This window comes from Flavobacterium enshiense DK69, from assembly GCF_000498495.1.
GTDB classification, from domain to species: domain Bacteria; phylum Bacteroidota; class Bacteroidia; order Flavobacteriales; family Flavobacteriaceae; genus Flavobacterium; species Flavobacterium enshiense.
Map to the genome: position 1 here is coordinate 1 of NZ_AVCS01000009.1, position 12,369 is coordinate 12,369.

Below are 12,369 nucleotides of genomic sequence, written 5' to 3' on the forward strand. Positions count from 1 at the left end.
CTGGCTTTTCGTGTTTTTATTATTGGATAAAGTGTTTTTTTATGATTTTGGTAAAGGCGCTCCAACGGCTATATCACAGCGATGTCCGGCCTGACCATGCGGAGGGTTCATTCCCGGTGCTGTTTCAGTAGTCGGTGTGCTCAACAGTTCCGGAATTGCTGAGTTTTGCGACGAGGTAGTCGTATTTCCTGTCGGAGTAATGTTAGCCGGAGTAACTGTGAAGTTCTGATTGCTTGTTTTCTGAGCTTGAGCTACTCCTTGTGGAGTTGCCGGTTTTCCCGGAGGTGAATTCAAAGGAGCTCCCACTGGGATGTCACAGCGATGTCCGGGTTGACCGTGAGGCGGATTCATTCCTTTGGCAACAGTTGGCTGAACCGGAGGTGTAACTGTTGCTGTGGTTTGAGGCTGAGTAACAGTCATGTTTTGCTGTGGTTGCACAGGCTGCTTCGGTATGTTGGTTCCATTTACAATCTCATACACCGAAGGTACCGGCTTTTGATCTGCTGTGTTTTTTTCCACAGTCTCCTCTTTTTTGCAGGAAACCAGAGATATGGAAGCTGCTAAAAGCAAGCCTGAAATTGGTCGTATAGTCATCTTTCAAGATTTTGATAAACCCAAATATAGTGTTTATCGTGCTGTTTTTGAAATGTAACCTGTTAAAAATAAGCTCTTAATTGAATGCTTCCTGTATGGATGGTCTGACTGGTTTCGCTTTTTCGGCCCTGATAATTGACATTTACGTCCAGATATTGGGTTAAGTTTTTTTGAAGCAGTAAATTCCACGTCAGGTTTTTTCCGGGCTGTAGCCCTTCCAGCATCTGATAAGCTACAGGTGAGAACTGATTGCCATCAAAGACATTTTTATAAAATGAAAATTCTCCATTTGCCGTAAATTTCTTTTCAGAGGAAGAATAGTTGAACGAAGTACCCATCCTGTGCCGGTTTAGTGTTTCCATGGCATTAATCCGGTTTTCTTTATTCTGAAATTCATAGAAAACATCCCAACTGGCATTTTGCGAAAAAAGATAGGAAACTTTTGGAGCAAGCAGATAGCCTTTCAGAACATAGTTTTTACTGGCATAATTTTCGGAATCGACTCTGCTTGAAAGGGTTTGTCCGTCAAAATTGAACAGCCATGTTTTTTGTACCAGATGCGCGTATTGCAGTTGATGGGAATAGGATCGGTTTTCCTGTGAACCTGCAGAAAGTAGTGCTTTGGCATGGTTGTTAAGGTAAGTGTACGTTGTTGAATGAAGCTGTTTCCCGCGGTTGTAAAACAAACTGTTACGGAAGGTCGAATTCATCCCTAACAAATCTTTATCACTTGAAGAAAACGGATTAAGGTCGAAATTATCTCCTTGACGTTCTATTTTACGATCCATCAAAAAGGAAGTCTGATTGTAAAAATGGGACAGTACTTTTTTGTAATCGGTTGCATTTTGCCACTGGAGTGGATTCAAAGTAAGGGATTGCGAAAATTTATTCTGATGGGTTTTGATATAAATCTGATTGGGAAGAAAAACACGCACATAGATGGCCAGGTCCGGATACGGCGCCACTTCGAATTCCTGCAATTCCTGAATGCCGTTGCCATTATAATCGTTCCAGGTGTACACTCCCTGACCGGGTTCGACCTTCACGTAAGTGTATTCCTGTTGGGCAAGAGTTCCTGAACCGGTTTCATACGCGGTAGCCGTCTGGATTAGCTGATTGAAAAAACGATCTGTATACAATATACGGGAATTCAATGAAGGTTCATCTGCACGTGCCAAATCTTCAAATTTTAGATTACGATAGTTAACAAAAACACCCAAATCGCTTTTTTCTGTTTGTATCAGTTTTGATTTGAGATAATAGGAATCTGAGGTATTTACTTTTTGAATAAGTCCGTTCTGCAAACTGTCATTGCTTCGACGTAAATACCCGATTTCGGTGAATACTTTAGTGCTGTCGCCTCTTCCTATAAAAGCGCCAAATTCTTTGTAACGCTGACTTAAAGCCGAGAATTCATCCGTAGCCTTGTTTTTTTCTTCATTATCTTCCATACGGAAACTGCCTCCCACCCAGTTTTTTTTGTAATGGTGTTTTGCCAAGGTCTGACTTCGGATAAAACGGGAATCGGTTTCTTTGGAATCACTCTTTAAGGCGCTGCTGTTGTTGGAGAAAGTCCATTCGTTCAGTTTGAATAAGCCATCGACCACATGGCGGGTTCCTGTAAAGTTTTCCGTAAAGTCCAATTTTTCCAATTGATAACGGGCGAATCCTTTACCGGGGAGTTCAAAGTTGACTCCCGAAATCAGCAAACTCTGATCGCCTAGCGGATTGGTTAAATTCCAGTCGCGATTAAACTCAATGGTAAACAAACGCTCAATGGTTCTGAATTCTTTCTGTACGAATTGGTAATCGGCAAATGCATCCACATTCCATTTACGGGAGAAAAGGCGCTGTTTTGCATTGATTTTTCCAGCGACACCCTGATTATCATTGTCATCGATGGAAGAAAACAGGTTTTTGTCGTTATTGCTGAGGCCGAATTCAAAATCAACATGGGTTTTTTCACTCGGATTGTATTTTCCCAAAACGGTCGCAATCTGAATTTTAGTGGGCGGAACCAATCGTGTAATGGGTTCATAATTTCCCTGAGGTACGCCTGCAATTGGGGCTATATATTCATAAATTCTTCCAATGGTCTGATTGCTCGATAAAACATAATTCCCAAGATTGTTGCCCAACAGCGTAAATTTTACATTATACAGGACATCGGCCGGATTGTTGGAATATTCAAATACTTCTACGCTGCCTATCAGTACTTTTTTATACAAAATTTTATTTTCGGAATAGCTGTCTTCGTAGGCGGAAGGGGCTGTCATCAAATCGGGATTGTCACCCGCGTCGACAAGTATCTGCGCCTGTTCCGGGGATAAGCTTTGTTGTAATGGTTGGTTCTTTACATCGTTTTCAGAATATAGAAAAGTGCCAATGCTCCATTTCTCGCGTTCGTGGGTTACGCCTCCATAGGTTACGAATCGGGTGTAGCTTCGTTCGGAATACTGATATTCTACGTTGATACGCATTTCCGAAGTTATTGGGAACAAAGAAGTGAATCGGATTTCACCGGCATTGTAATCGATGATGTAATCGTTGTTTTCTCCGCGTTCCAGCAGGATTCCGTTGACATAAACCCGTTCAGAACCAGAGATTACCAAAACATACAATTCACCGTTAGGACCAGTTAGTTTGTATGGTCCCTGATTGCCTTCCTGTCCCGTAAAAGTGCTTTTGGCATATTGCCCGCGTACAATAGCACCTGATACGAATAAATCGGTTTTGTTTTCCGGTTGGCCAAAGGTAAAATGGGTGGACAGACCTTGTACTTTTTTGTTGAAATTCAAAAAGCGGGATTGCCGGTTTTCCAGGAACAGGTCACCGGCACGCATGGCCCATCTGTCTGAAAACAGTTCCACGAAAATCTGGTCGAATTCATCCAGTTTTTGCGAATAACCGCCTTCCTGCAACGGAATGTTACTATCTTGCAAGGAAGCACGCAAACTCACTTTTTCCGAAATTTTTCCTGTAATCTGTAAGTCGAGATTGGAATTTATAACAGCGTTCTGATTGTTTCCCACTGTAACCCCGCGCGAAATACTTCCCGAGGTATTCAATCCATCAAAAGGTTTGTAGGTAGTAATCGGTTCCCGTGAAACACGATACAGATTTTGACCTGCTTCGTTGCTGACAACTCGGCTTTGGTCGTAAATGCTATATTTTTTGGTGAGGAATTCAGGGAATTTTAAATAGCGTACCGTAAGTGTGTCCTGATATTGGAAATCGTTTCGGAAAACCAAAGTTCCTTTCTGAAAATCAACTTTGTAATAAAGGGTGTCGATTTCATTGCCGGATCGGTCCAAAAGTTTAAAAAATTCTTTGTTGATACTGATGCTGTCAATCGAAACCGGCTTTTCGGATACCGTAATTTTTTTGGTTTGATAAGGCGTTTTGATTTCCTGAGCCCGTACGACAGAAAAACAAAGAAAAAAAAGAAGTAAATACGCCTGTTTCAACATAACTACTATAACTCGAATTTGCCAAAAGTAGTGTAATTAATCGAGAAATTCTCCCGTTTTATATCAATGCAAGCAGATAACCCAAAAGCGAGCCTCCTAAAACCACCCATGCGCTGTTTATTTGTCGAAAACCGATTGTTGCAATGAGGCTTGCAACGGCAATAAGCATGGTTTTCCATTCGGTAACCGATTCTTTTCCCATAATGAAGCAGACAACGATAATCAATGCCACTGAAGCCACGTTTACTGCATCCAGGAAGGAAGAAAAAAGAACAGAATTCCGCATTCTCTTTACCAAAGGATTCAAGGCGGCAACAAAAACAAAAGAGGGAAGAAATATCCCTATGGTTGCCACCAAAGCGCCTGTATAACTATTGAGTTGATACCCAATGAACGTTACGGAAGAGAATACAGGGCCGGGAGTGAATTGCCCAACCGCTATGGCGTCAATCAAAGTTTGTCTTGAAAGTATGCCTGTTTGCACCAGTTCAGAATCCAGAAAGGCGAACAGTACATAGCCGCTTCCGTATAAAATCGAACCAATTTTCAGAAAGATGAAAAAGAGTTGGCTGTTGGAAGCTGCAATCATGCCAATCGGCACAAAACCGTTGATGTGTTTTTTGGAATTTTTTAAATAATGTACGGCCAAAGCCAATAATCCGGATCCGAAAAGCACGACGATTTCGTTCATTCCGAAATACGAAGCGGTCAATGCAAGGATGCCAATACTGATTAGGAAATTGGATTTAAAGGAAGTTTTGGCCAGAGGATAAATTGCCGAAAGTATAATGGCAATAATTGCTGGTTTGATGCCATAAATGAACGGTTGTATTTCAGGTAACGTTCCGTAGCTTTTGTACAACCAAGCAAAACCTAATGTGATGAAAACGGCAGGAAGGATAAAACTTAGGCCTGCTAGTACAAGGCCTTTCCAGTTTCCTCTTTCTTTGCCTAAATGTATTGCCAATTCTGTACTGTTCGGTCCGGGGATCAGGTTGGTGGCTCCCACTAAATCCATAAAGTGGTCGTCGTTCATCCATTGGCGTTTGCGAACGACTTCATCCCGCATCATGGCAATATGAGCAGCGGGTCCGCCGAAAGCAATCAGCCCCAGTTTTAAAAACAGTTTTCCGATTTCTTTCAGCGAACCCTGCTGCATAGAATTATTCTTGTGTTACGATCTGCATCGTTTCGCGGCTCATTTGTTTCACCAGAACCGTTTTGTCTTTCTCTACCATGCTGATGGCTTTGTCGGTAAAATGACGGATGGTGTACAGCGATACATTTTCGTTGTAGAAAATTTTGAATTTCTTAGCCAAGATGTTTTTCAGTTCGCCAAAATTACCAAACTTGTCTTCAATACAAACTGAGAAACTGATCGCCGTGTTTTGAATCAAACTTACTTTGATTTTGTATTTGTGGAATAGAGCAAAAATTTCACTGATGTTTTCCTCCATGATAAATGAAAAGTCGATGGAAGAAAGGGAAAGCAATAATTGGTTTTTCTTTACGATGAAACATGATGTTTCCGGTTCCAAATGACTTCCTTTGGCAATGCTGGTCCCTGGTAAAAGCGGATTCAAAAACGATTTTACATACAAAGGAATTTCTTTGCTTTGAAGCGGCTGCAATGTTTTCGGGTGGATAACCGAAGCACCGTAAAACGCAAGCTCGATAGCTTCACGGTAAGAAATCTGATTTAATAAAGTTGTGTTCTCGAAATATCTCGGATCGGCGTTTAACACCCCCGGAACGTCTTTCCAGATGGTAACGCTTTCTGCATTTAAACAGTAAGCAAAAATAGCCGCTGTATAATCGGAACCTTCACGGCCTAAGGTAGTGGTGAAGTTGTTTTCATCCGAACCTAAGAATCCCTGAGTGATGTTTAATACTTTTCTCTTTATGTTTTTTGAGATTGTTTTTTGAGTAGTATCCCAGTCTACGATGGCATCACGATAGGTGTTGTCTGTTTTGATGAAGTTACGAACGTCTACCCAGTGATTTTTTATCCCTACATGGTTGAAGTAATGACTTAAAATAGTAGTCGAAATAATTTCACCCATACTTACAACTTGATCATACACGAAGTTGTAATTTGGAGATTTGTTCGAGCTTAAGAAGTACTCTAAGTCAAGGAAATGCTTGTTTACGGCAGTAAAAACGGCGTTTTTATCATCTTCAAACAAATCCAACAAAATTTGGTTGTGGTATTTCTTTATTTCCTGAATCGAAGCGTTCAATTCCTTGGACTTCTCGAAATAGTTCTTGATTACCAACTCCAACGCATTGGTTGTTTTTCCCATAGCCGAAACTACAAGAAGTACATCTTCATAACCTACCTGTTGTAAAACACTGTGTACGTTTTTAATACCGGCGGCATCTTTTACGGAGGCTCCTCCAAATTTAAAAATTCTCATGTTGTTTAAAAATTCCAATCCCGAAAATCACTTCGCAATCCGAAATCACCCTTTGGGATTGATCGTTGTTAAATATAGTTAGTTGCCATTTAAAAAGGCTTCAATTCCTTCTTCATTCATTTGAACTACTCTCCAGTCGTCCAATACTTTTGCTCCCGATTTTTCGTAGAAATCAATGGCGTGCTGATTCCAGTCCAATACGTTCCATTCGATTCTTCGGACGCCGTCGGCTTTTCCTTGTTTCATGATTTCGGTATAAAGGGCGAATCCCAAGCCGGTACCACGCATCTTTTCTTTTACGATAAGGTCTTCAAGGTGGATGGTCTTTCCCTTCCAGGTCGAGTATCGGTAATAGTACAACGCCATGCCCACAATATCGCCATCTACTTCCGCAATGAAAGTGTGGAATAATGGATTGGTGCCAAAACCGTCGCTTACTAAATCATCTGTAGTAACCACTACGGCATCGGGTTCTTTCTCGAAAATTGCCAATTCGCGAATCAAATCGAGAACGGCTGGCATGTCCTTTTCGGTTCCTTTTCTGATGAGCATCGTTTTATTTTTTCTTCTTTTTCTTAGTTGTTGTGGTCTTTTTGGCTGCCGGTTTTGCCGTTTGTTTTACGTAAGGCTTGTATAAACCGTCTTTTTCTGCTCTGGCTTTTGCATTGGCAGCTCTCTTTTTTGGGTCAGGGTGAGAACTCATCATTCTTTCAATGAAAGAGGATTGTTGTCCTTCGCTTAATTTGGCAAGAATGGTAAAAGCCGATTCGACAGCATTCACGTCATATCCGTTTCGTTTCATGAAATCATACGAATACATATCGGCATCCGATTCCTGTTTCTGGCTGTATTGGCTGTCGACAAGCGCACTGCCGATCTTGCCTAACTGACTATCGGTAACTTTTGCTGCGCTGGCAGATTGTGAAGCTGCAGCATCGGTTAAAGCTTCTTTTTGATATGCTGTTTTTATAGCGTCTCTAGAATCGTGATTGGCTACGTGTCCGATTTCATGTCCGATTACGGCTAAAAGTTCGTTGTCGTCCATGATGTCCATCAGCCCGGCAAAGACTCTTACACTTCCGTCGGCTGTTGCAAACGCATTTACTTCTTTTAATTTGTACACTTTAAAGTTAAGTGTCAAGCCTTTTTCACTGGCGTGTTTTCCGAAAACTCTTTTTAAGCGGATGGTGTACGGATCTTTATCGTCGGCTACCGGATTTTCTTTATCCATTTTGGCAACAGCTTCTCTGGAAAGGTTTGCGGCATCAGCATCGCTAAAAGTAAGGCCGGTGACTCCTTTTTGAACCGCCCCTAAGGCTTTTTCTCCTAAATTAATTTGAGCACTAACAGTTTGTAATCCTAAAACTGCAAATAATGTAGCAAGATATAAAGGTGTTTTTTTCATATCGAAATTATATTAAGACGAAACACATTACTATTTATTTTTATATTCGTTCAGAAGTGAATATTATTTGAAAATGTTGCATTAAAAATCAAAAATATGATTAATATTTGCAACTGCAAAAACGACATGCTAACAATGAAACAGCGTAATAACACTTTAGGTGAGTTTATCATCGAAAAACAAGAAGAATTCAAGTATTCCTCAGGAGAATTATCACGTATTATCAATGCTATCCGTCTGGCAGCAAAGGTAGTAAATTATAAAGTAAATAAAGCCGGATTGGTTGATATTGTTGGAGCGGCCGGAGAACAGAACGTTCAGGGAGAAGATCAGCAAAAATTAGACGTTTATGCCAATGAAGTTTTTATTCAGACATTGATCAACCGTGAAATCGTTTGCGGTATCGCTTCAGAAGAAAATGATGATTTTATTGCTATTCACGGAAAAGCCGGAGACGACAATAATAAATATGTGGTTTTGATGGATCCGTTGGACGGGTCTTCTAATATTGATGTGAATGTTTCCGTGGGGACAATTTTTTCTGTATACAGAAGAGTAACACCTATCGGAACCCCGGTAACCCTGGAAGATTTTTTACAACCGGGCGATCATCAGGTAGCAGCGGGTTACGTAATTTATGGTACATCAACCATGTTGGTATACACTACAGGGCACGGCGTAAACGGATTTACACTGAACCCGGCAATCGGAACGTTCTACCTTTCGCACCCGAACATGCAATATCCTAAAGACGGCAAGATTTATTCGGTAAATGAAGGAAACTATATCCACTTCCCGCAGGGTGTGAAAGATTATATCAAATACTGTCAGATGGAAGAAGGCGATCGTCCTTATACTTCACGCTATATCGGAAGTTTGGTTTCCGATTTCCACAGAAATATGATTAAAGGTGGTGTTTATATTTATCCGACGAGTTCCAAAGCGCCAAAAGGGAAACTGCGTTTGTTGTACGAATGCAATCCTATGGCGTTCATCGCAGAACAGGCAGGAGGTAAGGCTTCGGACGGTTACCAAAGAATCATGGAAATAAAACCGACCGAACTGCATCAAAGAGTTCCTTTTTTCTGTGGAAGCCAGAACATGGTGGAAAAAGCGGAGGAATTTATGGCAAAGTATAAATAGGTGCCAAGGTGCTCAGTGGCTAAAGTACTGAGTTCTGAAAAAGAAAAAAGGAGCGAAAAACAGATAATTTTTCGCTCCTTTTTTCTTTGCGGATGTTTTTAATTGCTTAGCAACTGAGAATCTTAGTGCCTCAGGACCTCAAAAAATTATTTATTCATGTGCTGCATTTCGTAGATAAATGTGTCCAGATCTACATTGAGAACCAGAAGTGACAGCGCTTTTTCTACAATCAATTTCACGTTGCCCGGCGTGAAGCCCAAAGCCAAGGCAAATTTTGCTAAAAGGTCTTTTTGTTTAGGTCCCAGAACGTGGTCGACAAATACCATTCGGGATAAATCATACAAGCGCTCCAGTCGGTGAATATAAATGGACGGTGCGTTAATGGGGTATTTCATGGGGTTTTCCAAGATTTCCTCATATTCGTCTTTGGAAATCTCCAGTTTGACTGCAAGCTTGTCCAGGAACGCCCTTGCTTCGGTACTCATGTCGCCATCGGCCACGGCAACTCTTACAATAGCAGAGAAATGACCTTTGTTACGACTTTTGAATTCGCTATCAAATAAATCTGAAATTGACATAGATGTGTGTTTTTGTTTAACTCAAATTTACGAATTTTCTGTTTCCTTCGGATTAAATTGGTAAGCTTTTCTTAACGGACGAAAGCAATTATCAAAATAAGTTGTAAGTTTGATAACCCAATCTTAAAAACTGTTTTGAATGTCCGAATTTCTAACGTATTTTAATATCGGCCTGCATCATGTGCTGGATATTAATGCTTACGATCATATATTGTTTCTGATTGCCCTGGTTACTCCATATGCATTTAAAGACTGGAAAAGAGTACTTATACTGGTGTCGTTGTTTACCCTCGGCCATACATTGTCCCTGATTCTTTCGGTTTTTGGTGTGTTATACATCAAACCCGGACTGGTTGAGTTTTTGATTCCGATTACGATTTTAGTCACTGCTTTGTTTAATTTGTTTACTGCAGGAAAATCGGGGAAGAATGAAAGTATTACGTTCATCGCGTTGGTAACTGTTTTTTTTGGGATCATACACGGATTAGGTTTTTCCAGTTATTTTAAATCGATACTGCCGGGGAGTGCTTCCGAAAAATTGGTTCCAACATTGGAATTTGCGGTAGGAATTGAAGCGGCACAGATTATAGTAGTGTTAGCGGTTTTAATAATATCCTATATTGTACAGACGTTTTTCAGGTTTTCAAAACGGGACTGGTCTTTGGTTATGTCGGCTTTTGTAACAGGAGTTGTGCTGCCGATGATAATTGAAAGTGAGATTTGGAACAGATAATTTGATGATGAAAGTAGAGAAGAAAGAAAAATACGATAAAGCTTATTTGCGCATTGCTAAAGAATGGGGGCAATTGTCCTACTGTCAGCGCAAAAAAGTTGGCGCAATTATAGTAAAAGACCGAATGATAATTTCTGATGGCTATAACGGAACACCATCGGGATTTGAAAATTGCTGCGAAGACGATGAAGGGCTGACCAAATGGTATGTTCTACACGCCGAAGCTAATGCTATTTCAAAAGTGGCCCGTTCCACGCAGTCGTGCGAAGGGGCGACTCTTTATATTACGCTTTCGCCTTGCAAGGAATGCAGTAAACTGATCCATCAGTCGGGTGTGAAACGTGTGGTTTATCACGAAGGGTATAAGGACGATTCCGGATTGGATTTTTTGAGAAAAGCCGGAGTTGAGGTAGATATCATTACTGAGTTGGATTTTGACTAAGCGATAATGAGAATTAAGAAACTATACTTGCCGATTATTCTGGCTACTGCTTTGGCGGTGGGTGTACTCATTGGGGGTTACCTTAATTTTAAGGGACCGGGCAGAGGATTTACGTCGAATTCGAACCGAAGCAAGTTGAATAAACTCATCGAATTGATCGAAAGCGAGTATGTTGATGATGTGAATACCGATTCGATTGTAGATTTAACGGTAAACGGAATCCTGGAAAAATTGGATCCGCATTCGGTATACATTGCCAAAGGCGAAATGGAGCAGGTATCCCAAAGCATGAAGGGGGATTTTGTAGGTATTGGTGTGAATTTCTACATGTATAACGATACAGTTGCTATCATCAAGCCGATTGAAAAAGGTCCATCGGAAGCTGCCGGGCTGAAAGCCGGCGATCGAATCCTGTACGCAGGCAAAACAAAACTCTTCGGAAGAAAATTGCCAAGCGACAGTCTGTTTTCAAAACTGAAAGGGGAAGAAGGTTCGAAAGTGCAACTGACCATCTATCGAAAATCAGAAAATAAAAAATTCAACGTTACGATTACTCGAGGAGTCATACCTATAAAAAGCGTGGATATTGCCACTATGTTGGATAAGAAAACCGGTTACATTAAAGTTAACCGTTTTGCCGAAACCACCTATAAAGAATTTCATAACGGTTTGCTTGGGTTAAAAAAACAAGGCGCAACGGAGCTTATTGTTGATGTTCGCGACAATGGAGGTGGTTATATGGAAATGGCAGACGAGATAGCTGATGAATTCCTCAAGAATGACGAGCTCATTGTAAAAACAAAAAATAAAAAAGGCAATATCGATAAGACCTATGCTACAGAAGCCGGGAATTTCGAGAACGGAAAAGTCTATGTGCTGATCAACGAAAATACGGCCTCGGCGAGTGAAATTTTGGCCGGTGCCATTCAGGATAATGACAGAGGTATTATTGTAGGGCGACGTTCTTTCGGAAAAGGGCTGGTGCAAAAAGAGATACCGTTGGGCGACGGCTCGGCTGTACGATTGACAGTGGCGCGATATTATACGCCGTCTGGGCGTTCAATCCAAAAGCCTTATAATCATGGAGCGGAAGAATATTTTAATGATTTTCAAAAACGTTTTGTGAGTGGAGAACTTTTTGCTGCCGACAGTATTAAAGTGGCCGACAGTTTAAAATTCAAAACCAAAAAAGGGCGCATCGTTTATGGTGGCGGTGGGATAATTCCTGATGTTTTTGTGCCGATTGAAGGAAGTCACGGAGATGAGGCTTTAGGGATGTTGATGCAATCGGGATTGATGAGTTACTTCGTTTTTGAACAACTGGATAAAGATCGAAAAGCATTCCAGAACCTTACGTTTCCTCAATTAATGCAAAAATTAGATGAGACAGATGTATACTTCAAGAACTTCAAAAGCTATATTTCGAAAAGCGGATTGGTTATTAATATGGACAGTCAGAAATCAACAGTAAAACGATATATAGCAGCTGAATTTGCAAGGCAGCTGTTCGATGAAGGCAAATATTTCGAGATGGTGCTTAAAGAAGATGCGATGATAAAAACCGTGTTGAAAAAAGAATAAAAAAGG

11 protein-coding genes are annotated in these 12,369 nt (G+C 40.8%); 4 read left to right on the forward strand and 7 right to left on the reverse strand.

Annotation, left to right across the window (positions count from 1 at the left end):
• Positions 1-39: 39 nt before the first annotated feature.
• From FEDK69T_RS05860 to FEDK69T_RS05885, 6 genes are all read right to left on the reverse strand, one after another.
• Positions 40-594 carry a hypothetical protein gene (locus tag FEDK69T_RS05860; RefSeq protein WP_023573231.1) on the reverse strand — a complete coding sequence of 185 codons (555 nt, stop codon included), beginning with the start codon at positions 592-594 and terminating at the stop codon, positions 40-42.
• Between the two features lie 62 nt (positions 595-656).
• Positions 657-4,064 carry a hypothetical protein gene (locus tag FEDK69T_RS05865; protein WP_023573232.1) on the reverse strand — a complete coding sequence of 1,136 codons (3,408 nt, stop codon included), beginning with the start codon at positions 4,062-4,064 and terminating at the stop codon, positions 657-659.
• A 58-nt stretch (positions 4,065-4,122) separates the two neighbouring features.
• Positions 4,123-5,223 carry a chromate efflux transporter gene (gene chrA, locus FEDK69T_RS05870; protein WP_023573233.1) on the reverse strand — a complete coding sequence of 367 codons (1,101 nt, stop codon included), beginning with the start codon at positions 5,221-5,223 and terminating at the stop codon, positions 4,123-4,125.
• A 4-nt stretch (positions 5,224-5,227) separates the two neighbouring features.
• Complete coding sequence (locus tag FEDK69T_RS05875; RefSeq protein WP_035630229.1) at positions 5,228-6,481, reverse strand: aspartate kinase; 1,254 nt, start codon at positions 6,479-6,481, stop codon at positions 5,228-5,230.
• A 78-nt stretch (positions 6,482-6,559) separates the two neighbouring features.
• Positions 6,560-7,033 carry a GNAT family N-acetyltransferase gene (locus FEDK69T_RS05880; protein ID WP_023573235.1) on the reverse strand — a complete coding sequence of 158 codons (474 nt, stop codon included), beginning with the start codon at positions 7,031-7,033 and terminating at the stop codon, positions 6,560-6,562.
• 4 nt (positions 7,034-7,037) lie between these two features.
• Positions 7,038-7,886 carry a M48 family metalloprotease gene (locus FEDK69T_RS05885; protein WP_023573236.1) on the reverse strand — a complete coding sequence of 283 codons (849 nt, stop codon included), beginning with the start codon at positions 7,884-7,886 and terminating at the stop codon, positions 7,038-7,040.
• Between the two features lie 135 nt (positions 7,887-8,021).
• Here FEDK69T_RS05885 and fbp point away from each other — a divergent pair, with 135 nt between their 5' ends.
• A complete protein-coding gene (gene fbp / locus FEDK69T_RS05890; protein WP_035630228.1) occupies positions 8,022-9,029 on the forward strand; it encodes a class 1 fructose-bisphosphatase in 1,008 nt (335 codons plus the stop codon).
• 146 nt (positions 9,030-9,175) lie between these two features.
• Here the strand turns inward: fbp and FEDK69T_RS05895 are convergent, their stop codons facing one another.
• The gene (locus tag FEDK69T_RS05895; protein ID WP_023573238.1) at positions 9,176-9,607 is read right to left on the reverse strand and encodes a tellurite resistance TerB family protein; all 432 of its coding nucleotides are present in this window, start codon (positions 9,605-9,607) and stop codon (positions 9,176-9,178) included.
• A 139-nt stretch (positions 9,608-9,746) separates the two neighbouring features.
• Here FEDK69T_RS05895 and FEDK69T_RS05900 point away from each other — a divergent pair, with 139 nt between their 5' ends.
• From FEDK69T_RS05900 to FEDK69T_RS05910, 3 genes are read left to right on the forward strand one after another with little or no spacing between them, the layout of a single operon-like run.
• A complete protein-coding gene (locus tag FEDK69T_RS05900; RefSeq protein ID WP_023573239.1) occupies positions 9,747-10,340 on the forward strand; it encodes a HupE/UreJ family protein in 594 nt (197 codons plus the stop codon).
• 7 nt (positions 10,341-10,347) lie between these two features.
• Positions 10,348-10,782 carry a deoxycytidylate deaminase gene (locus FEDK69T_RS05905; protein ID WP_035630336.1) on the forward strand — a complete coding sequence of 145 codons (435 nt, stop codon included), beginning with the start codon at positions 10,348-10,350 and terminating at the stop codon, positions 10,780-10,782.
• Positions 10,783-10,788: 6 nt separating this feature from the next.
• Positions 10,789-12,363 (forward strand): S41 family peptidase, encoded by a 1,575-nt coding sequence (locus tag FEDK69T_RS05910; protein ID WP_035630226.1) that lies wholly within the window; start codon positions 10,789-10,791, stop codon positions 12,361-12,363.
• Positions 12,364-12,369: the final 6 nt, after the last annotated feature.